This window comes from Schaalia odontolytica (assembly GCF_031191545.1).
Classification (GTDB): domain Bacteria; phylum Actinomycetota; class Actinomycetes; order Actinomycetales; family Actinomycetaceae; genus Pauljensenia; species Pauljensenia odontolytica.
Window position 1 is genome coordinate 2,163,868 of sequence record NZ_CP133472.1, and the last position, 24,939, is coordinate 2,188,806.

General features: G+C 65.0%; 19 protein-coding genes. 13 read left to right on the forward strand and 6 right to left on the reverse strand.

Annotated features, from left to right (window positions below; translation table 11 throughout):
* The first annotated feature begins 25 nt into the window (after positions 1-25).
* The 6 genes from RDV55_RS09230 to smc all read left to right on the forward strand — a co-directional run bounded on the left by RDV55_RS09230 (position 26) and on the right by smc (position 8,323).
* Positions 26-1,696 (forward strand): bifunctional folylpolyglutamate synthase/dihydrofolate synthase, encoded by a 1,671-nt coding sequence (locus tag RDV55_RS09230; protein ID WP_111824416.1) that lies wholly within the window; start codon positions 26-28, stop codon positions 1,694-1,696.
* A 119-nt stretch (positions 1,697-1,815) separates the two neighbouring features.
* On the forward strand, positions 1,816-2,808 hold the full coding sequence (dhaK, locus tag RDV55_RS09235; RefSeq protein ID WP_111824417.1) for a dihydroxyacetone kinase subunit DhaK: 993 nt from the start codon (positions 1,816-1,818) through the stop codon (positions 2,806-2,808).
* A gap of 28 nt (positions 2,809-2,836) precedes the next feature.
* A complete protein-coding gene (dhaL, locus tag RDV55_RS09240; protein ID WP_111824418.1) occupies positions 2,837-3,478 on the forward strand; it encodes a dihydroxyacetone kinase subunit DhaL in 642 nt (213 codons plus the stop codon).
* Positions 3,475-4,227 carry a dihydroxyacetone kinase phosphoryl donor subunit DhaM gene (gene dhaM, locus RDV55_RS09245; RefSeq protein WP_111824419.1) on the forward strand — a complete coding sequence of 251 codons (753 nt, stop codon included), beginning with the start codon at positions 3,475-3,477 and terminating at the stop codon, positions 4,225-4,227. The genes dhaL and dhaM overlap by 4 nt, the downstream gene beginning before the upstream one ends.
* Complete coding sequence (ndk, locus tag RDV55_RS09250; protein ID WP_003792595.1) at positions 4,224-4,694, forward strand: nucleoside-diphosphate kinase; 471 nt, start codon at positions 4,224-4,226, stop codon at positions 4,692-4,694. Before dhaM ends, ndk begins: the two co-directional genes overlap by 4 nt.
* Positions 4,695-4,714: 20 nt before the next feature.
* On the forward strand, positions 4,715-8,323 hold the full coding sequence (gene smc, locus RDV55_RS09255; RefSeq protein WP_111824420.1) for a chromosome segregation protein SMC: 3,609 nt from the start codon (positions 4,715-4,717) through the stop codon (positions 8,321-8,323).
* A gap of 337 nt (positions 8,324-8,660) precedes the next feature.
* Here smc and RDV55_RS09260 read toward each other — a convergent pair whose 3' ends face one another.
* The 5 genes from RDV55_RS09260 to RDV55_RS09280 all read right to left on the reverse strand — a co-directional run bounded on the left by RDV55_RS09260 (position 8,661) and on the right by RDV55_RS09280 (position 11,724).
* A complete protein-coding gene (locus tag RDV55_RS09260) occupies positions 8,661-9,041 on the reverse strand; it encodes an antitoxin HicB (RefSeq protein WP_111824421.1) in 381 nt (126 codons plus the stop codon).
* A complete protein-coding gene (locus RDV55_RS09265; protein WP_165835869.1) occupies positions 9,038-9,232 on the reverse strand; it encodes a type II toxin-antitoxin system HicA family toxin in 195 nt (64 codons plus the stop codon). The genes RDV55_RS09260 and RDV55_RS09265 overlap by 4 nt, the downstream gene beginning before the upstream one ends.
* Positions 9,233-9,485: 253 nt before the next feature.
* Positions 9,486-10,169, reverse strand: coding sequence for an ABC transporter ATP-binding protein (locus RDV55_RS09270; protein WP_111824422.1), 684 nt, complete (start codon positions 10,167-10,169; stop codon positions 9,486-9,488).
* A 1-nt stretch (position 10,170) separates the two neighbouring features.
* A complete protein-coding gene (locus RDV55_RS09275) occupies positions 10,171-11,271 on the reverse strand; it encodes an ABC transporter permease (protein WP_111824423.1) in 1,101 nt (366 codons plus the stop codon).
* A 237-nt stretch (positions 11,272-11,508) separates the two neighbouring features.
* The gene (locus RDV55_RS09280) at positions 11,509-11,724 is read right to left on the reverse strand and encodes a DUF7455 domain-containing protein (RefSeq protein ID WP_111824424.1); all 216 of its coding nucleotides are present in this window, start codon (positions 11,722-11,724) and stop codon (positions 11,509-11,511) included.
* A gap of 235 nt (positions 11,725-11,959) precedes the next feature.
* Here RDV55_RS09280 and RDV55_RS09285 point away from each other — a divergent pair, with 235 nt between their 5' ends.
* The 7 genes from RDV55_RS09285 (at position 11,960) to RDV55_RS09315 (ending at position 22,349) form a co-directional block, all read left to right on the forward strand.
* Positions 11,960-14,080, forward strand: coding sequence for a DNA gyrase/topoisomerase IV subunit B (locus tag RDV55_RS09285; protein ID WP_111824425.1), 2,121 nt, complete (start codon positions 11,960-11,962; stop codon positions 14,078-14,080).
* A gap of 185 nt (positions 14,081-14,265) precedes the next feature.
* Positions 14,266-15,204, forward strand: coding sequence for a GNAT family N-acetyltransferase (locus RDV55_RS09290; RefSeq protein ID WP_309188129.1), 939 nt, complete (start codon positions 14,266-14,268; stop codon positions 15,202-15,204).
* Between the two features lie 18 nt (positions 15,205-15,222).
* Positions 15,223-16,245 carry an N-acetyltransferase gene (locus tag RDV55_RS09295; RefSeq protein WP_111824105.1) on the forward strand — a complete coding sequence of 341 codons (1,023 nt, stop codon included), beginning with the start codon at positions 15,223-15,225 and terminating at the stop codon, positions 16,243-16,245.
* A gap of 219 nt (positions 16,246-16,464) precedes the next feature.
* Positions 16,465-17,931 carry a sugar porter family MFS transporter gene (locus RDV55_RS09300; RefSeq protein ID WP_111824106.1) on the forward strand — a complete coding sequence of 489 codons (1,467 nt, stop codon included), beginning with the start codon at positions 16,465-16,467 and terminating at the stop codon, positions 17,929-17,931.
* Positions 17,924-18,874, forward strand: coding sequence for a PfkB family carbohydrate kinase (locus tag RDV55_RS09305; RefSeq protein WP_111824107.1), 951 nt, complete (start codon positions 17,924-17,926; stop codon positions 18,872-18,874). Before RDV55_RS09300 ends, RDV55_RS09305 begins: the two co-directional genes overlap by 8 nt.
* Before the next feature lie 836 nt (positions 18,875-19,710).
* Positions 19,711-21,156 carry a hypothetical protein gene (locus RDV55_RS09310; RefSeq protein WP_111824108.1) on the forward strand — a complete coding sequence of 482 codons (1,446 nt, stop codon included), beginning with the start codon at positions 19,711-19,713 and terminating at the stop codon, positions 21,154-21,156.
* A gap of 5 nt (positions 21,157-21,161) precedes the next feature.
* Positions 21,162-22,349 carry a S8 family peptidase gene (locus tag RDV55_RS09315; RefSeq protein ID WP_309187913.1) on the forward strand — a complete coding sequence of 396 codons (1,188 nt, stop codon included), beginning with the start codon at positions 21,162-21,164 and terminating at the stop codon, positions 22,347-22,349.
* Between the two features lie 70 nt (positions 22,350-22,419).
* Here the strand turns inward: RDV55_RS09315 and RDV55_RS09320 are convergent, their stop codons facing one another.
* Positions 22,420-24,888 carry a DNA gyrase/topoisomerase IV subunit A gene (locus RDV55_RS09320; protein WP_111824110.1) on the reverse strand — a complete coding sequence of 823 codons (2,469 nt, stop codon included), beginning with the start codon at positions 24,886-24,888 and terminating at the stop codon, positions 22,420-22,422.
* Positions 24,889-24,939 lie beyond the last annotated feature (51 nt).

Below are 24,939 nucleotides of genomic sequence, written 5' to 3' on the forward strand. Positions count from 1 at the left end.
GACAGACGCAAGCAGCGGAGGAAACATGGCAGGCGAATCGTTCTTCGGGCAAGACCCCACACACGAGGACACCCAGGGTGGTATCCCGGCCGACCTGATCCCGTACCTGGAAGCAGCCGACGAGGTCGAGGAGACCGATGCGGGGGAGGGCACCGAGGCGCAGGCCGAGGAGAGCGAGCGCGAGGCCGCGCTGCGCGCCCTCGTCGAGCACTCGCTGCTGCTGGGCCCCGACCCCTCCGTCCTCGCCGAGATCGAGGGTGAGGTGGACGAAGACTTTGCCGACGATGCCGCTCAGGAACGTGGCGAGCGTGCCTCCCACGAAGCCGCCCTGGCCCGCGCTGAGGACGACATTGAGCTCGACGCGCGCGTGGAGGAGATCTACCGCTCCATAGTCGCGCGAGCCCCCGAGCACGACATCGACCCCACGTTGAAGCGCGTGAAGCTCGCCCTCGACATCCTCGGCGACCCGCAACGATCCTACCCGTCGATCCACATCACGGGCACGAACGGCAAGACCTCCACCTCGCGCATGATCGACTCGCTGCTCACCGCTTTCGGCATGAAGACGGGCCGCTTCACGAGCCCGCACCTGCTCGACGTGCGCGAGCGCATCTCGCTGGAGGGCCACCCGATCACGCGCGAGGGCTTTGTGCGCGCATGGGAGGACATCGAACCCTACGTCGGAATGGTGGACGAGCGCAGCTCGCAGGAGGGCGGCCCCCGCCTGTCCTTCTTCGAGGTCTTCACCATCATGGCCTACGCTGCCTTCGCCGACTATCCGGTCGACGCCGCCGTCGTCGAGGTCGGCATGGGTGGACGCTGGGACGCCACGAACGTCATCGACGCCGGCGTGTCCGTCATCACCCCGATTGCCTTGGATCACACGAAGTGGCTGGGTTCCACGATCGAAGAGATCGCAGTCGAAAAGGCCGGCATCATCAAGCCCGGTCAGGTTGTCGTCATCATGAAACAGCAGGAGGAAGTCCTCGACGTCCTCCTAGACCAGGCTCGTTCCGTCGACGCGATTGTCCGCGTCGAGGGCCGTGACTTCGAGGTCGTGGATCGCCAGATCGGCGTGGGCGGCCAGATGGTCACCATCCGCACGCCTTCCGCCGTCTACCAGGACGTATTCGTCCCGCTGTTCGGTCAGTATCAGGCGCACAACGCGGCGGCCGCACTCGTCGCCGTCGAGGCCTTCATGGGCGGTCGCGGCCTGGACGGTCGCATCGTCGAGCAGGGCCTCATGAACGCCTCCAGCCCGGGCCGCATGCAGGTCGTGCGCCATTCGCCCACGATCATCGTCGATGCCGCGCACAACCCCGCGGGCGCCGCGACCCTGCGCGAGGCCGTGGAATCCTCCTTCTCCTTCGCGCGCATCGCTGGCGTGTACGCCGCGATGGGGGACAAGGACGTCGAGGGCGTCCTGTCCGAGGTTGAGCCCTTCATCGATCACCTCGTCGTCACACAGATGCCGGGCGAGCGCGCGGCCGACATCGCCAGCCTGGCCGAGATCGCCGAGGACGTATTCGGTCCCGACCGGGTAGACGTGCGAGAGTCCCTCGCCGACGCAGTCCATCGTGCAGCCGAGATCGCCGAGGCGGGGGCGCAGTCCGCGGATCGCAGTGGAGTCCTCGTGTTTGGATCGGTGATGCTGGCCGGGGAGATGCTGGCCCTGGCCGGGCACTCTCCCCGCTAGGATGGAACCCGACCGTGGCGGCCGCATCGTGGTGGCCGCCACGGTTGGGATTTTGTGCTCGAAGGTGGCACGATTGAGCATGCATACAATGACAGATGAGCAATGTGCAAGGAGGCATCATGAAGAAGCTCGTCAATGACGTCCACGCCGTCGTGCGCGAAACCCTCGAAGGTTTCGCCCTGGCCCACTCCGACCTCGTCGATGTCCATTACTCGCCGGATTTCGTCACCCGCCACGCCCCTAAGGCTGATGGCAAGGTCGGCCTCGTCTCCGGTGGCGGATCCGGTCACGAGCCCCTGCACGCGGGCTTCGTCGGAGAAGGCATGCTGGATGCGGCCGTGCCCGGCGCGGTCTTCACCTCGCCCACGCCCGACCCGATCCTGGAGGCCACGAAGGCCGCTGATCACGGCGCTGGGGTCTTGCACATCGTCAAGAACTACACGGGTGACGTCCTCAACTTCGAGACCGCCGCAGAGCTGGCCGACATGGAAGACATCAAGGTCGCCACGATCGTGGTCAACGATGACGTGGCCGTCGAGGATTCCCTCTACACGGCGGGGCGCCGCGGCGTCGCCGGAACGATCTTCGTCGAAAAGATCGCTGGCGCGGCCGCCGAGCGCGGAGACTCCCTCGAGGAAGTTACGCGCATCGCGACCAAGGTCAACGACCAGACCCGCTCCATGGGTCTGGCCCTGGGGCCCTGCACCGTGCCCCACGCGGGCAAGCCCTCCTTTGACCTGGGCGAGGATGAGATCGAACTCGGTATCGGCATCCACGGCGAACCCGGATATCGTCGCGGTGCCATGGAGAGCGCCGACAGCCTCGTCGCCGAGCTCTATGAGCGCGTCCGCGATGATCTTGGCCTCACCGAGGGTGAGCGCGTCGTGGCCCTCATCAACGGGATGGGAGGGACCCCGCTCTCCGAGCTCTACATCTGCTTCCGCGCCCTCGGCGCCCTCCTGGCGTCGGATGGCATCGAGATCGCCCGGCAGATGGTCGGAAACTACGTCACCAGCCTGGAGATGCCCGGCGTCTCGGTGACCCTCATGCGCGCCGACGACGAGCTGCTTGAGCTCTTTGACGCGCCTGTGACAACGGTTGCGTGGAAGTAAGCGACGAGGAAGGACGAGGAGGATCGCGATGAGCCTAGATGCGCAGTGGGCACTGCGGTGGATCGAGCTGGCGGCGGCCGATGTCGCCCAGCAGCGCGACTACCTGGTGGACCTGGACCGAGCAATCGGGGACGGTGACCACGGAGAAAACATGGACCGCGGATTCACCGCCGCTGTCGAGGCCCTGCGCGAGGCCCAGCCGGGCAGCGTCGCCGAGGCCCTCAAGACGGTGGCCAAGACCCTCATGTCGACGGTCGGCGGTGCCGCCGGGCCCCTGTACGGGACTGCGTTCCTGCGTGCATCGAAGGCCGCTGGGGACGGTGAGCTGGACGGCGCGGGCGTGGCCGCCGTGATCGCGGGCGCACTCGAGGGAATCCGGGCGCGAGGCAAGGCCGTGACGGGCGAGAAGACCATGGTCGACGCGTGGACCCCAGCACTCGAGGCCGCACGCGCGGCCGCCGAGGCAGGGAGCGACGGGGCGGCAGTCCTTGAGGCCGCAGCCACGGCAGCCGAGGCCGGCGCGGCCGCCACCGAGCCGCTTCGCGCCACGAAGGGACGCGCCTCCTACCTGGGCGAGCGCTCCATCGGTCACCTCGACCCGGGTGCCGTCTCCACCTCCCTGATCCTGCGAGCCGCGGCGCGAGCAGCGGGCGAGGCCGGCGCGGCATGAGCGTGCGCGTCTCCTTCGTCGTCGTCTCCCACTCTGATGCGCTGGCCCGCGGAGTATGCGAGCTGGCTGCACAGATGGCCCCCGACGTGCACTTTGAGGCCGCCGGTGGCACGGACGACGGCCGCATCGGCACCTCCTACGACCGCGTGGAAGCGGCCCTCGAGGCTTCCCTCGCGGCCGTGGACGGGGACGGCAGCGGCGTGATCGTCCTGACCGACCTCGGGTCGGCCACGATGACGGTCGAGTCCGTCATCGACATGAGTGACGAGCCCGAGCGCGTGCGATTCGTCGACACCTGCCTCGTTGAAGGGGCCGTCGCCTCCTCCGTGCGGGCGCAGCTCGGCGAAGATCTTCACCAGGTTGCCGATGTCGCAGCCGCCTTGGCCCCTCGTCTGGACGACGCGTCCGCCCAGGAGGCACCCAGCCCAGCCGCCCCCGGGCCCGGAGGGGGAGCGGCCTCGGCCTCGTCGATGTGGGCGGAGGGAGACGCTGTCGTCGCCGACCCGGTCGGCCTGCACGCGCGCCCGGCCGCCGCTTTCGTGCGACTGGCGGGTTCCTTCGACGCCGAGATTACCGTCAACGGGGCGGATGGAGGGTCGGTCCTGGACCTCATGGCCCTGGGCATTACCCAAGGTCAGAGCGTCCACATCGAGGCCAATGGGGCCGACGCCACAGCGGCGGTCGCGGCGCTGACAGATATGCTTGAAAGCGCAACCAAGCAACCGTCAGAATCAAAGGAGACAACGTGAGCGCTAAGAGTGTTCTACTGGAGCCCCAGCACCTTCTCGACCCCACCCTGGAGCACACCCTCATCGTCGTGAAGCCCGACGGCTACGCGCGCGGCCTGACCGGTGAGATCCTGCGCCGCATCGAGGCCAAGGGCTACACGATCAAGGGGCTGAAGCTCATGATCGCCTCCCGCGAGCTGCTCGCCGAGCACTACGCCGACCACAAGGACAAGCCCTTCTTTGAGGGCCTCCTGGAGTTCATGAGCTCCGGACCGGTCGTCGCCATCATCGTCGAAGGCCAGCGCGTCGTCGAGGGCATGCGCGTCCTCATGGGTTCGACCGATCCGACGACGGCCCCCGCGGGCACGATCCGCGGTGACCTGGGACGGGCATGGAACAGCCCCCACATGGAGAACCTGATCCACGGCTCGGACTCTGTGGATAACGCAACGCGCGAAATCTCCCTGTGGTTCCCGGAGATTTACTGACTCAGGGCTAACCTGCAAGGGTGTACCTCAAGAACCTGACGCTGCGGGGCTTCAAGTCCTTCGCCAGTGCGACCACGCTTGCCCTCCAACCGGGCATCACGTGCGTCGTTGGCCCCAACGGGTCGGGTAAATCCAACGTCGTCGACGCGCTCGCCTGGGTGATGGGCGAGCAGGGTGCCCGCGCGCTGCGCGGCGGGCAGATGGCGGACGTAATTTTCGCGGGGACATCTGGGCGCGCGGCGCTCGGGCGCGCCCAGGTGGACCTGACGATCGACAACACCGACGGGCTTCTCGACATCGAGTATTCCGAGGTGACGATCAGCCGCACCCTGTTTCGCGGGGGCGGCTCCGAATACTCCATTAACGGCACTCCGGCGAGGCTGCTGGACGTGCAGGAGCTCCTGTCCGACACGGGCATGGGCCGCCAGATGCACGTCATCGTCGGCCAGGGGCAGCTCGACGCGATCCTGTCCTCCACGCCCGAGGAGCGTCGCGGATTCATCGAAGAGGCCGCTGGTGTACTCAAGCATCGTCGTCGAAAGGAGCGCGCGCTCAAGAAGCTGGCCGATATGGACGCGAACCTCGTGCGCGTCCTCGACCTGACGAACGAGATTCACCGCCAGCTCGGGCCCCTGGCACGCCAGGCGCGGGTGGCCCGGCGCGCCTCGCTGATCCAGGCGCGCGTGCGCGACGCGAAGGCCCGCCTGCTCGCCGACGACCTGGCGTCTGCGCGTTCCAAGCTGTCGGTGCTCGAGGCATCGGATGAGTCTGCCGCCACCCGCCGGGCATCTCTCGAGGAACAGATCGCCGCCTCGCGAAACGAGCTTGCCCGCCTGGAGGAGGCCGAGCGCGCCTCGTCGCCGGCGCTTGAGCAGGCGTCTGCCGACTGGCAGTCGCTCACCACGATAACTGAGCGTCTACGTGGCACGCTGATGGCCGCGACCCAGAAGGTTTCCCTGCGTGCCACCCCCGAGCTGCCTCCTGGCGGCGAAGATCCCGACGTGCTCGACGAGCGCGCCCGCGTCGCCGGGGCCGAGGACACCGCGCTGGTCGGCCAGGTGGAGGAGGCGCGCAGTGCCCTCACGTCTGCGACTCGTGCGCGCGAGGCCGCGGAGGACGCTGATGATTCGGCCTCTCGTGAGTTGGCCCGCGTCAACCGCGTCATCGCCGATCACCGTGAGAAGGTCGCGCGCCTGACGGGCGACGCCTCCACGGCAGCCTCCCGACTGGAGGCCGCCATCGCCGAAGCCGATCGTGCGTGGGGCGCGTACCGGGGTGCGCAGGAACGCGCCGAGGCCGCCGAGAAGGCCGTGCCCGCGAGCGGCGGTCTGTTCTCCTCCGCGGACGAGGCCTCCGATGCTTCTGCCGCCTCTGTCGAGTCCGCCTCCGGGGAGGAGAGCGGCGGGGGAGCGGCCCGCGCACACACCGAGGCCTCGGCCCGCCGCGACGCCGCCCGCGCGCGCGTGGATGAGCTGCTCGGCATTGAGCGCGAGGCCCGCGCCGACCGCGCGCGCTGGGAGGCGCGCCGCGACGCCCTCGAGCAGCTGCTCGCCCCCGAGGACGGCACCGCCGAGCTGCTCGGACACCCCGGCGTGCTCGGCCAGGTCGCGCCCCTCCTGCACGTCGCCCCCGGTTTCGAGGATGCCGTCGCCGCCGCGTTGGCTCCCTTCGCCGACGCCGTCGTCGTCGACTCACTGGCCCGAGGCCTTGGCGAGCTGGACGCTGCACGCGCAGCCGGGCGCTCGCTGCGCCTCGTCGTGGCATCCGAGTCTTGCGCTTCTTCCGACGACTCTCCGGATGTGACCGGCGGGGCCGCCCGCGCCGACCTGCCCGAGGGCGCGACGTGGTTGGCCGATGCCGTGACCTGCGAGGGTGCCGCCGCGCTGCTCGCGTCCCTGCTGGACGGGGTCGTCTCGTGTTCCGTCGAAGTCGCTGCGGCCGCGCTGGGCGTGCCCGGCGTACGCGCGGTTGTGACCGAGACTGGCGATGTGCTGCGCCGCTGGTCCGTCGAAGGCGGGCACCGGGCATCCTCCGTGCTCTCCGTGCGCGCCGACTTCGAGGAGGCCAGCGCGCAGGCCGCGGCAGCTACGGCCCGCATGGCCGAGGTTTCCGACCAGCTCAGCGAGGCGAATGAACACCTAGACCGCAGCATCCGCGAGGCGAACGACGCCCTGAAGGCACTGCGCGAGGAGGACGCCCAGCGCGCGAAGGAGGCCCAGGAGCTGGCCCGCGCCCAGTCTGCCGCTCAGGCCGCGCGCGCCGAGGCCGAGCGCGCCCACGACGTGGCCCGACGCGCCGACGAGCAGGTGACATGGGCCCGGGACCGCGACGTGGCCGCGCGAGCACGCCTCGAGGGTGCCGACACGGTAGGCCCGCCCGAGTCCCTCGAAGACGCCCAGGCCCGCGCCGACGCCGCGTCCCGCGCCGCGCGCGAGGCTCGCGAGGCCGAAAACGAGGCGCGCCTGGCGCTTCGCGCCCTGGAAGAACAATCGCGGCGCGCCGCCTCCCGCGCCCGCTCCCTGCGCCAGGCGGCTGCAGCCGAGCGCGAGGAGCGCACCCGCTACGCCCGGCGCGAGGCCGCGCGAAAGACGGAGCTGGCCACGGCCTCGGACGTGGAGGCAGCCGCGCGCGTGGCCTTGGAGGCCGCAGAGCGAGCCCTGTCCCGGGCTGCCGCCGAGCGCGACCGCCTGAGCGAGAGGCGCTCCCAGGTCTCCCAGGAGGTCTCGGACGCACGCCGCGCCCTGGACCGGTTGAGCGCGGAGCTGTCGGAGGCCACGGCCTCGGCGCACCAGGGGCAGATCGCCGCCGAGCAGACGCGCCTGCGCGTGGAGGATCTGCAGCGGCGTGCCCTGGAAGAGCTGTCCCTTGAGCCCGAGCAGCTGCTCGCCGAGTTCGGGCCGCAGACGCTGGTACCGATGCTGCCGCTCGACCCCGATCAGGTTGAGAAGGCCGCGGCCGCCGAGCCGAGCGCGTACGTGCGCGCCGAGCAGGAGCGCGCGCTCGCTAAGGCGCTAAGGGACCTGGCGAAGTTGGGGCGCGTGAACCCGCTGGCGCTCGAGGAACACGAGGCGCTGGCTTCGCGGCACAAGTTCCTCGTGGACCAAGTGCAGGATCTTAAGCAGTCGAAGGCGGACCTGCTGCGCATCGTGGCGGACGTGGATCGCCTGGTGCAGGAGGCTTTCGCCTCTGCATTCGCCGAAACTCGTGAGCAATTCGAACACGTGTTCGGGGTGCTCTTCCCGGGAGGCCAGGGTGACCTGGTGCTCACCGACCCGGACGACATGCTTTCGACCGGCATCGAGATCGAGGCGCGGCCCGCGGGCAAGAAGGTCAAGCGCCTGTCGCTGCTGTCGGGCGGCGAGCGTTCCCTGGCCGCGATCGCGTTCCTGGTCGCGATCTTCAAGGCGCGGCCCTCCCCGTTCTATGTCATGGACGAGGTCGAGGCCGCCCTGGACGACGTGAACCTGTCGCGCCTGCTCGCCATCTTCAAGGAGCTGCAGGAGACCTCGCAGCTCATCGTCATTACGCACCAGAAGCGCACGATGGAGATCGCGGACGCCCTCTACGGCGTCACGATGCGCGACGGCGTCACGACGGTGGTCTCCCAGCGCCTAGAAACCTATCCTTAAGAGTCCCGTTGTGCGGTGAGGCGGTCCACCGTATGTGGACCGTGAAGGGAATGTAATGGGCGGGGAAGGCCGGTGCTTGCTGAGGTGGAGCCATGGTGGAAACCTCTCGGGCAACGCTCACAACGAATACTGCTACAGGCGTGCTCACCACCCGCGACCAGGTCTACACCGGGGTCGCCACCTGGATCGAAGACTTCTACAACCGCCGCCGCAACCACACCAGCCTCGGCGGCAAATCCCCCATCGAATACGAAATAAACGAAGCGGCCCAGACAGACTGGCGTGTGACAAGGGTGACTCTGTTGGATGTGAGGAAACTTGTTGCAAGCTGTGTTCGCTACGCGCGAGCGAGCTGGGAAATGCGAGAACGGGAAACTCCCATAATCCAGGCTGCATCATCGATGGAGAGTCCAGAAGCGCGAAGCGAACGAGCGACCTCGCGGGACTGTGCGGCTGCTGTGGCTTGTGCGTCAGCGGCTTCCTTGGTCGCAGCTTTAGCCTGTTCGACCAAAGTTGCTTGAGGGATAGCCGGGATAATGATGATGTCCCAGTCGGCGTGCGCGACATCGGGATCGACCGTGTCCAGATAATCGATGACTTGCTGGCGGGCGTCAGAGAGCCGACGAACCTGCGTCATTGCGTGGTCGCCGTCCAGGAGTTCCCAACCGCCGCCAAGTTTACTGTCCCACCGCTGCGCGGTGACGATGAGCTTTGTCATTGCTGTTTGCTCCTTTCAATTGCCTCAAGTGCTTGTCGAGTGAGTGCCGGCGATACTTCCCGCGTTTGAGTAACAACGACGCGAATACCGTCCTTGGACCAGACCTCGTGATCTCCTTTACCCTGGCGCGCCACGAAACCCGCCTTGAGAAGCTCCCGCTTTAGTTTGCGGTACGGCATCGGTCGCGTCATGACGTTACTTTAGCCCCTCTAAACTGGTCGCACAATACCCGTGATCCGGGAGAGCTCAGATGGTGGGACTCACAGTGCTCCACAGCTGTGCGCCGGTGGGAGCGTCAAGCGCTTTATCACCTGGCGCAGCTGGGTACAATGCTCGCGCGAGTAGCGGGTGAGCTCTGCTTAGTTGCTCCGTAGTCCGCGCTTGTCTTGGAGAGCGTTAGTACTGACTCCTTGACAGCGCGCACGAAACGAGCGCCCGACGCGCTCAGGCTGCGACCGGGATAAGTGTCCCGTGCTTGAGCTCGTAGATCGTATCTACGTAGGGCAGGATCGAGCGATCGTGGGTCACCATGATGGCGCACTTGTGGGTGGACTTGACTTCCTTGCTGATCAGCTGCGCGATCTCCTGGCCGCGATCCGGGTCCAGGCTCGCCGTCGGCTCATCGGCCAAGATTAGCTGCGGGTTGCCGATGAAGGCACGCGCGATGGCCGCGCGCTGCTTCTGCCCGCCCGACATCTGGCGCGGGTACTTGCGATACGAATCCTCGATGCCAAGGTCCGCCATCAGGGAACGAACCTCCGCGTGGCGCTTATGCCTATCCTTCTCACCCTTGAGCTTGGCAACCAGTTCAAGTTGGTCGCCGATCCTCATGTGAGGCAGCAGCTGGTGATCCTGGAAGATGAAGCCGAGGAGCTCCAGACGCTTGCGCGTCCACTGCCTCTGGCTCAGCTTGGTCAGATCCTGTCCGGCGATGCTGATGCTCCCCTCGTCAGCGGACAGCAGCAGGCCAGCAATGGAGAGGAGAGTGGACTTACCGGAACCGGAGGGCCCCAGGATCGCGACGAATTCGCCGTTGTCGACGCGTAGGTTCAGCCCGCTGAGCACGTGGTGGATCTCGTCACCGTCGGCGTAGGACTTTCCGATGTTGTCCAGTTCGATGATCGCCATTTTATTCTCCGTTTCCGCCGATGACGTCGATGGGGTCCACCTTCTTGATCTTGAGTAGCGACAGCGCACCGCACAGGATCGAGGTCACGACGAAACTCACCGCGACTGTCACGGTGTCCGAGAGCGTCATGATGGACGGGACGGTACTTGGCAAGAAGGGGGCAACAAGAGCCGCCAGGCCCAGCCCGATCGTCACACCGATCAACGAAATGATCATCAGCTGGGAGATCTGGATGTAGGTGATGGTCCGCATCCGCATACCGATCGCCTTCAACACTCCGAATTGCCGAAGCTTCTGAAGAGTCAGGATGTAGAAGAACACGCCGAGGACGGACGACGAGGCCACGAGGAGCACCCAGGTCATTATCTTCAAGGTGAGGTTCTGAGCCTTGTATCCCGGAATCTTGTCGATAACCTGCTGGCGGTCGGCCACCATGAGGTCGCTGGGCAGATCGTCGGCCGCAATCTCCTTCGAGGTGACGATCGTCTGAGCCTGCCACCGGTAGTTAGGGTCGGTCTTCGTGCGCATGGCCGCATAGGTCTGCGAGGACACGAAGCCGATGTCGCTGTAGCCATAGTTGGCGTTCTTCGCGAAAGCAACGACGGTCAGCGCCTGCTCGGACATCTTGTCGATCACCTGGTCGCCCAAGCGGATCCCCTCGTCCTCAAACGCGCGATCCAGGATAACCTCGTTCTCATTGAGCCCAGACACGCTCACGTCGGAGTCGATGACCGCGGGCTCGAGAATGCCGTCCTCGTTATGGTCTGTCGCGAAGTAGGTGATGTCCAGGGTGTTGGAGTCATCGCCACGCGTGATGGCGGCTCGCTGGATGACCAGGCCGGCGTAGCCCGACAAGCCGCGAGCTTCCAGCTCCTCGATGTCCTCTTCCGTCACGGAGGAATAGGGGATGACGCCCTCGGAGTCCGTCGACAAGATGTACGTCGCGGCCCCGTAGTTCTGGATCTGCGCGGATACGGAGGATGCGAGGCCGTTGGTAAGGCCGGAGAGGAACACGACCATGAACATGAGCGCGGCGATCAGAAACTCGATGAGAACGAATTTCTTTGGTTGGTATTTAATTTCGTTCCACGCTATTTTCATGTGTGAGCTCCATTGGGGCGCAAGGTGTTGGTCCACCACTGTATGTGCCCGACAGTGATGCGCAACTGTATCACGGGAGTTTTGACAGGTGCGCGACGTCATCTCATGAAATCGCCGAGGAAGTGCGTCTTCGTGACAGGGCGCATATTGACACTGTGAGAAAAGGTGCGGACGGGAACCGTTGGTCCCCGCCCGCACCCGCAAGCCATGCGTCCCGCCGCTGCGGGAGGCTCGCTCTCAGTCGTTCATGAAATGGCGCTCGTCAAGGATTTGCGCGCCCGCGCCCACCAGCGAGGGCAGGTGCTCGTTGGCGTGGTGGCCACAGAAGAACAGCTGGCCGCCGGAAGGCATCGTCGCACGAACCCGGGCGCGAGCGCCGCAGGCGTCGCAACGATTCGCCGCGTTCAGCTGCGGCCCGTCCAGGATGGGGCGTTCAAGAGTCTGTGCGTTCATGCTTCCATCACACACCATGACCCCGCCCCGCGCACCCCTGTTCACCCGGGGCGCAATCACCTCCATGGCCGCCAACGCTACGGGCGCCGGGCGCAAATCCGCCGGCATCAGAGTCTCGCGCCCGGGTGAAGCGGCCCTCAACAGCGCAATTCGTCCCCGGCCTCGCCCATCGTGGAAAGCGTCCCAGAACCCGCGCCACGCGCACCGTTGCCCGCAAACGCGCACGGGGCCACATATGATGCACATCGTGACTCCTACCGACGCATCCGACTACAACGCGCGACACCTCTCCGTCCTTGAGGGGCTTGAGGCCGTGCGCAAGCGCCCCGGCATGTACATCGGCTCGACCGACCACAGGGGCCTCATGCACTGCCTCTGGGAGATTATCGATAACGCGGTCGACGAGGCCCTGGAGGGTCACTGCGACACGATCGACGTGCGCCTTCACCCCGACCACTCCGCCTCGGTTGCCGACAACGGCCGAGGCATCCCCGTCGATATCGTGCCTGGACAGGGCCTGACGGGCGTCGAGGTCGTCTACACGAAGCTCCATGCCGGCGGTAAGTTCGGTGGCGGCTCCTACGCTGCCTCCGGCGGCCTGCACGGCGTCGGCGCTTCCGTCGTCAATGCCCTCTCCGCCCGCCTGGATGTGCAGGTGGATCGTGGGGGCAAGACGCATGAGATGTGCTTCCGCCGCGGTGAACCCGGGCAGTTCGACGACTCGAAGCAGCGCACCCCCAACTCACCCTTTACGCCCTTCGTGGACGGCTCCACCCTCACCACCGTCGGCAAGGTCAAGAAGTCGCAGACCGGCACGCGCGTGCGCTTCTGGGCGGACTTCCAGATCTTCCCGGCCACCGAAGGCTTCTCGTGGGAGAACCTCCTGTCTCGCGCCCGCCAGACCGCGTTCCTCGTTCCCGGCCTGACCATCAACTGCTACGACGAGCGCGGCGACGAAGAGCTGCGCGAGAGCTTCCGCTTCGACGGCGGCGTCGTCGACTTCGCGAACTGGCTGGCCACGGATGGCCCCGTCACCGACACCTGGCACATCACCGGGTCGGGCACCTACAGCGAGACCGTGCAGGCCCTTGACTCCGAGACCGGGCACCTGCGCGCCACCGAGGTCGAACGCACCTGCGACGTCGACATCGCGCTGCGTTGGGGCATCGGCTACGACACGACCGTGCAGTCCTTCGTCAACATCATCGCCACCCCCAAGGGGGGCACGCACGTCGCCGGCTTCGAGCAGGCGGTCCTGAAGATCCTGCGCGCCGCGATCGACAAGAATGCGCGCAAGCTCAAGGTCGGCGCCAAGGACGGTCGCCCCGAAAAGGATGACGTGCAGGCCGGCATGACCGCCGTCATCACGGTGCGTTTCCCCGAGCCTCAGTTCGAAGGCCAGACGAAGGAGACGCTGGGCACCCCGCAGATCCGCGCCGTGGTTAACCGCGTGGTCTCAGACTGGCTCAAAGCCAAGTTTGCCTCCTCCAAGCGCGACGATAAGCAGCAGACCTCCCTCCTCATGGAGAAGGTCGTCGGAGAGATGAAGGCGCGTGTCTCCGCGCGCATCCACAAGGAAATCTCGCGCAAGAAGAACGCGCTGGAAACGTCCTCGCTGCCGGCCAAGCTCGCGGACTGTCGCCTCGAGGACGTCGCCGAGACCGAGCTCTTCATCGTCGAGGGCGACTCCGCCCTGGGCACGGCCAAGGCAGCTCGCAACTCCCACTATCAGGCGCTCTTCCCGATCCGAGGCAAGATCCTCAACGTGCAGAAGGCCTCGACCGCCGACATGCTGGCCAACGCCGAGTGCGCCAACATCATCCAGGTGATCGGTGCGGGCTCGGGACGCACCTTCGACCTGTCTCAGGCGAGATACGGCAAGGTCATCCTCATGACCGACGCCGACGTTGACGGCGCGCACATCCGCACCCTGCTGCTCACCCTGTTCTTCCGCTACATGCGCCCCATGGTCGAGGCCGGCCGCATCTACGCCGCCGTCCCGCCACTGCACCGCATCGAGGTCGCGGGCAAGGGACGAAAGAAGCGCGAGTACGTGTACACCTACTCCGAGGACGAGCTGCACCGCAAGCTCGCCGCGCTGCGCCGCTCGGGCCGCACATGGAAGGAGCCCATCCAGCGGTACAAGGGTCTGGGTGAGATGGACGCCGACCAGCTGGCGGAGACGACCATGGATCGTGCGCATCGCTCGCTGCGCCGCATCACGTTGGCTGACGAGGAGGCCCTGCGCCAGGCCGAGGACGTGTTCGAGCTGCTCATGGGGTCCACCGTGGGGCCGCGGAAGGAATTCATCGTCGAGGAGTCGGCGGGGCTGGACCGTACGCGTATCGACGCGTGATTGCGGGCAGAATAGCCCGCGTGTTGCACACATGTTCGCGTATGTTGGTCGTATGTCAAGAGTCAGTGTGACTAAAGGCCCTATCAGCCGGTAAGATGATTCGCATGACAGGACTTGCGCAGCGACTCACGCCGCCCGGGTCCGTCCCGTACCCGGGCAACCACCTCGGGTTGCGCTGGCGGCCCATGATCGGCCGTGACGCGCCCGCCGTGTACGCACTCATCTCGCTGATTGAAGACCACGACAGCGCCATTAGGCGCACGTCCGTCGAGGACATCGCGGACATGATGGAGGGGGAGAACGGACGCGATTGGGTCGACACGATCGTCGGTCTCGATGCGAAACGAAACATCTGTGCCGTTGCCTCCGTGCGCGTGCTGCGTGGCATTCACGAGGCGGCGACCGCCGTCGTCGGCGCGTATATTCACCCTCATTGGCGTGGGCGAGGCGTGGGCCGCGCCCTGCTGTACTGGCAGGATGGACGCGCCCGCCAGATGCTCGTCGAGGCTTTCGGTGCCGAGTCCGAGGTGCCGGTGTCCATTTCGAACCTCGTCGACGCGCACATGACCGACCGTCGCCGCCTCTATATCGCGGCGGGCTTCTTCGCCAAGCGCACCTATCGGGTGATGTATCGGGACCTTGCGGGCGGTGAGGTTGCCCCGCAGCCGCGCCACGGCTACAGGATCGTGCCGTGGAATCAGGTTCCGCAGGATCAGATTCGCGCCATCCACATGGAGGCATTCCAGCAGGCGTTCCGCTCCCCGCTGCGCGCCCTGTGGTGGGACGACGCGATGAACCACTTCGACCCGCGGTGGTCTTTTCTCGCCGTCGACTCCGCGGGTGAGGTGGTTGGCTACGCGATCACGGGTCGCCCCGCGCAGCGCTGGGTGGCTACGGGGCGTCCGGAGGCCTACATTTACCTGCTGGGCGTCGCCGAGGCTCACCGTGGGCGTTCTGTGGCGACGGCCCTCGTGGGACACACGGTCGCGGCAGCGTCGGCCTCGGGAGCGTGCTGTATCGGTCTGGATGTCGACATGTCGAGTCCCGATGGCGCGCATAGTATCTACGAGCACCTTGGCTTCGTCGATGAAGCCGCCGAGGTTTATTACACGATCGATCAGTAGGAAAGGAAGGAGGCGAGCATGAGCATTCCTCTCGCGCAGCGAGCAGAGGCCCCAGAGTTCGTCCCCTTCCCGGGCGAGCATCATGGGATCGAGTGGGAGCAGCTGACGGCTGCTCACCACGTCGGTCTTGCCGCCCTTTTTGCTCGCATGGAGGCTCGCGACAATCCGCCGTACCGCACCAGCCCGGACGAGGTCGAAGAGATGCTCTCCGGTGCCTCGCAGTGGCGAGGCCTCGTTGGCATCGCCCGCAGGGGCATCGCGGCCGGACGAGTCGTCGCCTTCGCGCAGGTGGTCCTTCGTTTTCCCGGCCGTGTGGAATGCGTGTGCGTCGGGGGAGTGGATCCCGACTTCCGCCGCATCGGCCTCGGCAATGCGATCGTCGACTGGCAGGAAGGCACCGCCCGACAGATGCTCGCCGGCGTCGAGGGCGATGCCCCAGCTCAGATCACCTGTCACGTCGAGTCCGGTCAGGATGATCTCGAGGCGCAGCTGAAGGTGCACGGCTTCCGTTGGGCACGCACCTACTACGAGCTGCGCGCGTCCCTGGAGGGGCTGCCGCCGGTGCCAGACCTGGGATCGTACACGAGTATCGAGGCCTGGGCCCCCCAGTGGGAGGAGCCTGCTCTGCGCGCTGCGAACCGGCTGAATGAGTCGGAGTGGGGCCGCCCTCCGCTCACTCAGGAGCAGTGGATGCAGGGGCGTACCGCTTTTGCCCCCGAATGGTCTTTCGTGGCCGTCGATCGTACCGGGGACCGGCCTCGCGTCGCCGGTTTCCTGCTGGCTTCCCGCTACGAGCAGGATTGGGCAGCACTGGGCTGGCGTGAGGGATACATCGATCAGATGGGTGTGCTCTCGCAGTGGCGTGAGGGCCGCGTCGCCGATGCTCTGATTCTGGCATCGATGTGGGCGCAGAAGCGCGATGGTATGGATCGTTCGGGCACGGGCGTGGGGTCGGCGAACCATACGGGTGCGCTCGCTATCTACGACTACCTTGGCTTCCGCACGGTGGGCCAGACGAGGCTCTACGCCATCGAAATCTGATCGCCGTTTTGCATGGTGGATATTTCTACGTAGGTGTTTGTGTAACTGTGGTTACTTTTTCTTTGCGATGGGCCGCGAGTACGCCTGTTTCTGTTTGAGGTTTCCATATAACCACTGCCTAGGTCCTAATTGTCCGACCAATTAATTTCGTAGGCTCGCCGCAGAGGCAGGTACGGCCTCGGCGCCACGCGCGTCCCATCTCCACAGTGCGGAGCCAGCATGACACCTCAGTCGTCAGCACGAAACACCTCCATTCCGCCCTTGGTCATTCGAAGTGCCATCGTCGCCTCCCTCGGCGGCCTGCTCTTCGGCTTTGACACCGCCGTCATCTCGGGTGCGGAAGAAAAACTCACCGAGCTCTACGCTCTATCGTCCACAGGCGAAGGCCTGCTCGTGGCAATCGCAACCATCGGCACCATCGTCGGCGCAATCATCGCCGGCAATCTCGCAGACCGCTTCGGTCGTAAGCCCGTCCTCTTCTGGATCGGCGTCCTCTTCGGTGTCGGAGCTCTCGCCACCGCGCTTGCCCCGCTGCCCACCCTGGTGAGCGCAGCAGACGGAAGTGTGTCGGCCTCCTCCGCGTTCCCGATCACCTTCTTCATGATCTTCCGCTTCCTCGGTGGCGTGGGCGTGGGCCTGTCCTCCGTCGTGGCCCCCATCTACACCGCAGAGATCGCGCCCGCCCGAGTACGCGGACGCCTGGTCGGCCTCGTCCAGTTCAACATCGTTTTCGGTATCCTCCTGGCCTACGCCTCGAACGCCGTGATCCGGGAGATCGCGCACGAAGAGACCGCCTGGCGCTGGATGCTTGGCGTCATGGCGGTGCCCGCCGTGTTCTTCCTGGTCTTCCTGGCCACCGTGCCCGAGACTCCGCGTTGGCTGCTCTCGCACGGCCGCGAGGAACTCGCCGTGAAGATCTCCGAGCGCCTCACGACCTCCCAGGCCGAGTGCGACGAGCAGATTGGCGAAATCAAAGCACAGATCGCGGAGGACGCAGCCGGCGGCAAGGTTGCCTTCTTTACGGCCCGCTACCGCAAGGTCATTCTCATGGCCTTCTGCATCGCAATGTTCAATCAGCTCTCCGGTATCAACGCGATCCTCTACTACGCGCCCAAGGTCATGAAGCTCGCCGGAGGTGCCGACGTCCTGGGGGACGCCTTCCCCTACATCGGTTCCGTCATCGTCGGCCTCATGAACCTGATCGCCACGATGGCTGCCCTCACAGTCATCGATCGTATTGGCCGTCGCCAGCTGATGATCGTCGGATCTGTCGGCTACCTGATCTCCCTCGGCTTCCTCGCCGGGATGATGTTTGCCTACGAGGGTGGCTACTTTGAGGAAGGCAGCGCCGCCCCCGTGTGGCTGATACTCCTCGGCCTGCTCGGCTTCATCGCCTCGCACGCCTTCGGACAGGGATCCGTCATCTGGGTCTTTATCTCGGAGATCTTCCCCAACCGCGTGCGCGCCCGCGGTCAGTCCCTGGGCTCGCTCACGCACTGGGTGTTTGCCTTCATTACCACCTACGCATTCCCCGTGCTCACGGATAAACTCGGTGGTGGCTACGCTTTTGGAATCTTCTTCCTCGCGATGGTTGGTCAGCTATTCTGGGTGCTGAAGGTCATGCCCGAAACCAAGGGCATTCCGCTCGAAGAAATGGAAGAGAAGCTGGGGTTGACGAATGACTAGGATCGTGAACATCGGTGAAGCGCTCATCGATGAGATTACTCGCCCGAATACCGCTCCCGTCGAGGTCGTCGGCGGCTCGATGCTCAATGTTGCAGCCGGCCTCACGCGCCTCGGACACGACTCCGAGCTGGCGACCTGGTTCGCCCGCGACGCCCGCGGCGACAAGGTGCGCGCCCACGCCGAGGCCGCGGGAGTCACCCTGACACCCGGCAGCGACGGCGCCGAGTTCACGACGGTTGCACATGCGACCGTCGATGACAGGGGGCACGCCACCTACGAGTTTGACCTGTCCTGGGATGTGCCCGCCGTTGAGGACCCGGACACTGTTGGACACGTGCACACCGGCTCCTATGCGGTTGTGCTCGAGCCCGGCGCCGACAAGGTCCTGGCCGCCGTTAAGCGACAGGCGATCCGCGGCACCGTCTCCTACGACCCGAACATCCGTCCCGCTCTGCTGGGCACGCCCGACGAGGCACGCCCGCACATTGAGGCGATTGTGGCCCTTGCTGACGTCGTGAAGGCATCGGACGAGGACCTCGAATGGCTCTACCCGGGCCGCCCCGTCGAGGACGTCATCCGCGAGTGGTCACAGTCCGGCCCGTCGCTGATCCTGTGCACGCGCGGCCCGTGGGGCGTCTACATCAAGGCTGCCGCCGAGCGCGACATGCTCGTCGTCGACCCGCTCGACGTCGAGCTGGTGGACACCGTGGGGGCGGGTGACTCGCTCATGGCCGGCCTGATCTCCGGCCTGGTTGACGCAAGCCTGCTGGGGTCGGGCGAGGCGAAGCAGCGCCTGCGCGAGGCGTCGTGGGACCAGATCCTACCCGCCATCCACCGCGGCATCATCACCTCCGGCATCACGATTCTGTACCAGGGTGCGTACTCGCCCACGCGCGAGGAGGTGGCCGGAATTTTGGCCGCCGACCCGACGCTGCGAGGCTGACGGGAGCGTTCTTCTACTGGTGGGTGTGGGCCCGGCCAATTGGCCGGGCCCACACCCACGTTGGTCGCAGTGCCTGTTTCCTCTGATGCGCTTGTCAATGTGAACGAGTGGTCATATGCTTGCAAACGTCCCATCGTGTTCCGTGGAGCACGTTTTTCAGGTCCGGTTTTCATGGAGGCGCGAAGTGGCGACGTTGGCTTCGACTCCGATAAGCACGCACAAACAAACGGAGATATGGAGAAGGGGGGGCAATCGCTGACTAATTCCTGCGAGGCTATCGGACGTCTGGTCGAAGCGCAGAAGCTTGAGCATTGGTCGCAGGAAGCGGGTTTCCTGGCGATGCGTACCGCCCTCATTTCCTTTCTCAAGACGGAAGATCGGGTCATCAGGGGCGAGACAGGCCGTTTCGTGAAGTTTGATGGGGATGTGCGGTCAGCCGTTGCTGCATTCACGGCTGCGGAGCAGGGAAACACTGATGAACTAGCGCGAATTCTCGCTCAGATGGAATCCGGGCAGATGGGTTCTGGATCTGCCAGCGCACCTCCTTCCCAGACATCAGGAGGTTCATCGACGAGTAGCGCCCAGCCGGGTTCGCCTGTCGGCGGTAGCTCCTCACAAGGTAGTGCCACATCCTCAACCGGAGGATCGTCCTCAAGCGCGGGCGGTGGTGCGACTACGAATAGCGGTGGTAGCTCCGCTGCTGCCGGTTCCGGCGCAACGACCAGTGGGGCTGCAGGTGGCAGCGGTACTGGGGGATCCTCGGGCGCACCGTCGACAGACCAAGCGCCGGTGCAGAACGCACCGTCGGAGTTCTAGGCAGGGAACAGGAGAGAGTTATGGTTGATAGCCCCATGTATGACAGGCTTATGCGCCTTGTATCGGCTCTTGAAGGTGCAGAAGCCTTGGTGGCATCCGACGATGAGCACAACGCCATCGTTTGCGGCTTGAATGAAGCAAACAATTCCACGTACCATTTGCGCGCGTACCAAGGATTTACGGGTCAAACGGGTAATGAGATCGATGCGTGGGCGGACGCGACGATGAAGCGGGTCCAAGGCATCAAAGATAGTCATAACTCGGCGATGGAATACTACGTTGAGGCCCGACGCGCGATGAAGCATATCTGTGAGGAAGCCCGGCAGCTTTCACCGACCCTCATCGATTCGGGCCTCCAGCAGCTCGCGGATGCAGCGCACGTGGCTGTGCCAGTCACAAGGTATCTGGGTCCACTTGGACAGCCGATCAATGCACTCGCCGTTTCTGCGGACGCCTACTTCCAAGCGCTGATCGCGCAAGCCAATGATCGGCGAGAAGTCAATTCGACGGACATCCTGGAACGCGCAAACAATACGATGCAGGAACTTGCAAATGGGGTTACGGAGCAGACCATTCAGCTGGAAGACCCTGGTTCACACCAATGGGCCTCTAAAGGACCTTCTACCCCGTCTGTGCGTAAAGACATTGAGGATGGATATCTTAACGTCTCTCCGCATCAACCCGGCGTCTATCCTGGAAACAGGGATAACGACTATGGGCGTTCCGATCTGCGAAGCCCGCGCTCCGGCCTCTATCCCGATGGCTACGACGAAGGTGGCCCCATGAGTGATCGTGTGATGTCATCCCCGCGGATTCCGAATCGTTTCGCCGAGGAAGGAGCGCCAGGGTCGCGCTTGAATCCAATCATGGACCCCGATGACTTGAGGGGAATCGATCTGCTCCATACACGCGTCAATGGGGATCGCCATGCGAATGGAACCATTGGTGGTTATACGCCCGCGCCGCCGACCGATCGTCATCATCCGCTATGGAAGGTCAACGGCGGTCCAGGAGACGTGAGCTCGCTTTCCGCGCGTCTCGGAGGAGCCGGACTGCTGGCTGCGGGGGCCCTCGGAGTGGGGGCAGCTGCACGCTTCGCTTCGACATCGTCAGGTAACGCAATCAGCGGAATGACCGCATTGCGTGGCGGCGCCTACTCGGGAGCGGGATACGGTTCCTTCGCGGCGAGGGGAACAACGAAACCATCTTCCGCCGCGTCTGGCGCGTCTGTTAATCGTGGTGGGACAGCTGGCCAAGGCGGCTTCATGGGCGGAACTGGAGGTGCCGGCGGTGCTGGAAAAGACGAGAAGAAAGCGCGTCGTCGCAAATACACGCCATTTCGCGTCGATGATGATGACGAGCTGCCCGAGGGCTACATCAATCCTCTCTCGCAGACGTACGGATCGGATAAGGATATTGAGCCAGTGAAGCCAAAGGACGACGGATGGGATGAGAGGCAATGGTGACAACAATGAGGGCCACTCGCCGTCCTTGGCGGAGCTGTGGCATCGTTGCCTCTGCCGTCGCTCTCGCGGCAGTCTCGCTCGTCGGAGCGACTCCTCCAGCGCATGCGGCCGACCCCATTACGGCTGCCGACCAGCCATACTTCGCCTACTATCACCTCGATCAAGCCAGGGCGAAAGGCTACACCGGTGCGGGCGTCACGATTGCGATGATCGATGGACCAGTTGAGACTGGTGCAGCCGAACTTGCCAGCGCATCGATTCGGGACAAGCAGACATGTACGATCAACTCGTCTCTGGCTTCCAAAAGTCACGGAACCTCGGTGGCTTCAATTCTGGTATCCCCAGATTATGGTGTCGCCCCAGATGCAACCTTGCTGGCGTATCGGACAGGTTCCAAGCAGGATGGTGACCAACCTTCCTCCGATTGCATCGACGGTACTACACACATTAAGTACGGCTATGCATGGTTGCTGAACGCAGCAATGAACGATGGTGCGCAGATTATCAATCTATCGTCCTCCAGTATTTCCCAAGAAAACGAGTTAAAGTGGGCAATCGCCCGTTCAATGGACCATGGGACGATCATTACTGCCTCTGCGGGTAACGATGCAACCGATGGTAACGCGACTTCTCTATCGCAATGGTCTGGAGTAGTTGGCGTTGCAGCAATTGGGATTGATAACAGTCGGCAGGACTATTCGTCGTGGGGTCAGGGAGTTACGACTGCGGCAGTTGGAGGTCCACTCGCGGTACACGACTACGTAAGTGGGCAGGTGACACAGGTGTCGGGAACCTCCGTTTCCGCGCCCATCGTTGCTGGGACCCTCGCCCTCGCGCGTCAGAAGTGGCCCAATGCGACCAGCAACCAGCTCCTTCAACTTCTCGTGAAGACGGGACTGAATCCCGATCATGGATGGAACCAATACACGGGATATGGCGCCATTGATCCCGCTGCCATGGTGAACACGGACCCGAGTCAATTCCCCGACGAGAATCCGCTTGCCGATAAAGGGGGAGGCTCGAGTCCCACGCGGGAGGAAGTGCAGCAGTACGCGGACGGCGTCGTCGATCCGACTCAGATAGTCAATGACAACTCCTACACGTATCGTGGCCTGGACGAATCGAAGCTGACGGACCCGATGAACACCTCGGTGACCCACCTGGGAACAAGCCCGCGCTACCACGCGAAATAGTGTGTAGAGACGACGGTGGGGTGGCCGGGAGCAATCCCAGCCACCCCACCGTCATGACAACAGGGAAGAGTCAGCCGATCGACGCGATCGCGAAGGTGATCGGCACGCCCGAGCCGTCGCGGCGCTCGTCCTCGGCCGGCAGCTCAATCGGGGAACCATCCGCAGAAGCGGCGCGTCCCGGCTTCGAGCCCACCCAGGCGATGTCAAGCCGATCCTCGCCGCGCAGGAAACGCTGACAGCGCACCCCCTGACCTCCTCGACCCTTCGCCGGGTAGCAATCGAAGGGCGTCACCTTCACCGTCGTCTGGCCCGTTCCAGGCAGAGCGCCCAGCGCCGCCGCCACCGTCACCACCACCGCATCGATGGGAGCCTCGACCACCCAGAAGCCCAAGGCCTCGGCACCGCCGTTCAGCTTCATGCCAGCCATACCACCAGCCGTGCGGCCCTGCGGGCGAACCTTCGCGGCCGGCGTGCGCAGCAGCTGCGCGTCCGACGAGATGAACACGAGATCCGCCTCGTCCGAGCAACGATCGAAGCCCACCAGGCGGTCGCCATCCTCCAGGGCGATGACCTCCCACTCGTCTCGCTGGAGCACGTCGGGGCGCAGGCGCTTGACCGTACCACGAGCCGTGCCCATCGCAACGACGTCGGTGCCCTCGGGGTCCAGCAGACCGACGGCGGGAATGTCCGTGTGCAGCAGCAAGGAGGCGGGCATCGCCCCGGCGAGAGAGAGGCCCGTCTCGAAGCGGGGGAGCGCAGGCAGGTCCACGACGTCGATACGGTGCGCGATACCGTCCTGCGTTACCACGGCAACCTGCGATCGAGCCGTCGAGGGCAGCTGCGCTCGCCAACCGTCCGACGCCGCCCGCGGCCCGGGCTCCAGCGGATCCGCGCCCTCCACGCGGGCGAGCGCACCGCTCGAGGACAGGACCACCACGCATGGGTCGTCCGGAATCTGCAGGTCCAGGCCCTTGCCCGAACGCGACACCGACGGCAGTGCGGCCAGCGCGGCATCGTCTGAGGCCACGCCCACGGGCGTACCCGTCGAGGCCAGCAGCAGCGTACGGCGCGGCGTGCCCAGGCGATCCGAGACCTCGTGCAGCTCCTTCTTCACGAGAGCGCGCAGCAGCTCCGGATCCGCCAGGATCTCTCGCAGAGAGGCGATCTTGGCCGCCAGCTCGTCACGCTCGGTCTCCAGCTCGATGCGGGAGAATTTTGTGAGGCGACGCAGACGCAGCTCCAGGATGTAGTTGGCCTGGGCCTCGGACAGGTCGAAGGCCGTCATGAGTCGTTCGCGCGCGATCTCGGCGTCGTCGGAGGAACGAATGATCGCGATAACGTCGTCGATGTCCAGGATCGCGATGAGTAGGCCCTCGACCAGGTGCAGGCGATCCTCGCACTTCTTCAAGCGGAAGCGGCTGCGACGCGTCGTGACGTCCAGGCGGTGGTCCAGGAAGACCTGCAGCATCTCTTTGAGGCCCAGAGTGCGCGGCTGGCCGCCCACGAGAGCCACGGCATTGATCGAGAACGAATCCTCCAACGGGGTGCGCTGGTAGAGCTGCTGAAGCACCGCCTCGGGGTTAAAGCCGTTCTTCACCTCGATGACCAGGCGCAGGCCGTGGATGCGGTCGGTGAGGTTCTGAACCGAGGAGATGCCCTTGAGGCGTCCCGCGTTCGCGTTCTCCTTGATCTTTTCGATAACCTTCTCGGGACCCACCATGTAGGGCAGCTGCGTGACGATGATGCCCATCTTGCGGGCCGTCACGCGCTCGATCTGCACCTTCGCGCGCGTCTTGAACGCGCCGCGCCCGGTCTCGTAGGCCTCCTTGATACCCTCGAGGCCGACGATGACGCCGCCCTCGGGCAGGTCGGGGCCCGGAATGTAACGCATGAGGTCCGCGACGGATGCCGAGGGGTTATCCAGCAGGTGAATCGCGCCCGCGATCGTCTCCGACAGGTTGTGCGGGGCGACGTTCGTCGCCATGCCCACGGCGATGCCCGAGGCCCCGTTGACCAGCAGCTGCGGGAAAGCGGCAGGCAGCACGTCGGGCTGCATGAACTGGTTGTCGTAGTTGGGGACGAAGTCGACAGTGTCCTCGTCCAGGCCCATTACCAGGTCCAGCGCGGCGGGTGCCATGCGCGCCTCGGTGTAACGCGCGGCGGCCGGACCGTCGTCTAGAGAGCCGAAGTTGCCGTGTCCATCGACCAGGGGAACGCGCAGATTGAAGGGTTGCGCGAGGCGTACCAATGCCTCGTAAATCGCGGAATCGCCGTGCGGATGGAGCTTACCCATGACCTCGCCGACGACGCGCTGGGACTTCACGTGTCCCTTGTCGGGGCGCAGGCCCATCTGGTCCATCTGGAAGAGGATGCGGCGCTGCACGGGCTTGAGGCCGTCGCGTGCGTCGGGGAGCGCACGCGCGTAGATCACCGAGACGGCATACTCGAGGAAGGAGCCGCGCATCTCATCGGACACGTCGATCTCGGAGATGTTCTCGTCCTTCTCGGGGATGTCAACGACCTGGACCTTCTTAGCCATACGCGCAATTATTGCGCGGGTCGGCCCTCATTTCGACTGGCGCGCCGCTTC

Excerpts from the sequence above, each read along its gene's own strand:
- dhaM (WP_111824419.1), top strand. The coding sequence starts at position 3,475 with ATGAGCGTGCGCGTCTCCTTCGTCGTCGTCTCCCACTCTGATGCGCTG.
- RDV55_RS09290 (WP_309188129.1), top strand. The coding sequence starts at position 14,266 with ATGATCGGCCGTGACGCGCCCGCCGTGTACGCACTCATCTCGCTGATT.
- RDV55_RS09300 (WP_111824106.1), top strand. The coding sequence starts at position 16,465 with ATGACACCTCAGTCGTCAGCACGAAACACCTCCATTCCGCCCTTGGTC.
- RDV55_RS09315 (WP_309187913.1), top strand. The coding sequence starts at position 21,162 with ATGAGGGCCACTCGCCGTCCTTGGCGGAGCTGTGGCATCGTTGCCTCT.
- RDV55_RS09275 (WP_111824423.1), bottom strand. The coding sequence starts at position 11,271 with ATGAAAATAGCGTGGAACGAAATTAAATACCAACCAAAGAAATTCGTT.
- RDV55_RS09270 (WP_111824422.1), bottom strand. The coding sequence starts at position 10,169 with ATGGCGATCATCGAACTGGACAACATCGGAAAGTCCTACGCCGACGGT.
- dhaL (WP_111824418.1), top strand. The coding sequence starts at position 2,837 with ATGAGCCTAGATGCGCAGTGGGCACTGCGGTGGATCGAGCTGGCGGCG.
- RDV55_RS09260 (WP_111824421.1), bottom strand. The coding sequence starts at position 9,041 with ATGACAAAGCTCATCGTCACCGCGCAGCGGTGGGACAGTAAACTTGGC.
- dhaK (WP_111824417.1), top strand. The coding sequence starts at position 1,816 with ATGAAGAAGCTCGTCAATGACGTCCACGCCGTCGTGCGCGAAACCCTC.
- RDV55_RS09280 (WP_111824424.1), bottom strand. The coding sequence starts at position 11,724 with ATGAACGCACAGACTCTTGAACGCCCCATCCTGGACGGGCCGCAGCTG.
- RDV55_RS09305 (WP_111824107.1), top strand. The coding sequence starts at position 17,924 with ATGACTAGGATCGTGAACATCGGTGAAGCGCTCATCGATGAGATTACT.
- RDV55_RS09310 (WP_111824108.1), top strand. The coding sequence starts at position 19,711 with ATGGTTGATAGCCCCATGTATGACAGGCTTATGCGCCTTGTATCGGCT.
- RDV55_RS09265 (WP_165835869.1), bottom strand. The coding sequence starts at position 9,232 with ATGACGCGACCGATGCCGTACCGCAAACTAAAGCGGGAGCTTCTCAAG.
- RDV55_RS09285 (WP_111824425.1), top strand. The coding sequence starts at position 11,960 with ATGATGCACATCGTGACTCCTACCGACGCATCCGACTACAACGCGCGA.
- RDV55_RS09320 (WP_111824110.1), bottom strand. The coding sequence starts at position 24,888 with ATGGCTAAGAAGGTCCAGGTCGTTGACATCCCCGAGAAGGACGAGAAC.
- RDV55_RS09295 (WP_111824105.1), top strand. The coding sequence starts at position 15,223 with ATGAGCATTCCTCTCGCGCAGCGAGCAGAGGCCCCAGAGTTCGTCCCC.
- RDV55_RS09230 (WP_111824416.1), top strand. The coding sequence starts at position 26 with ATGGCAGGCGAATCGTTCTTCGGGCAAGACCCCACACACGAGGACACC.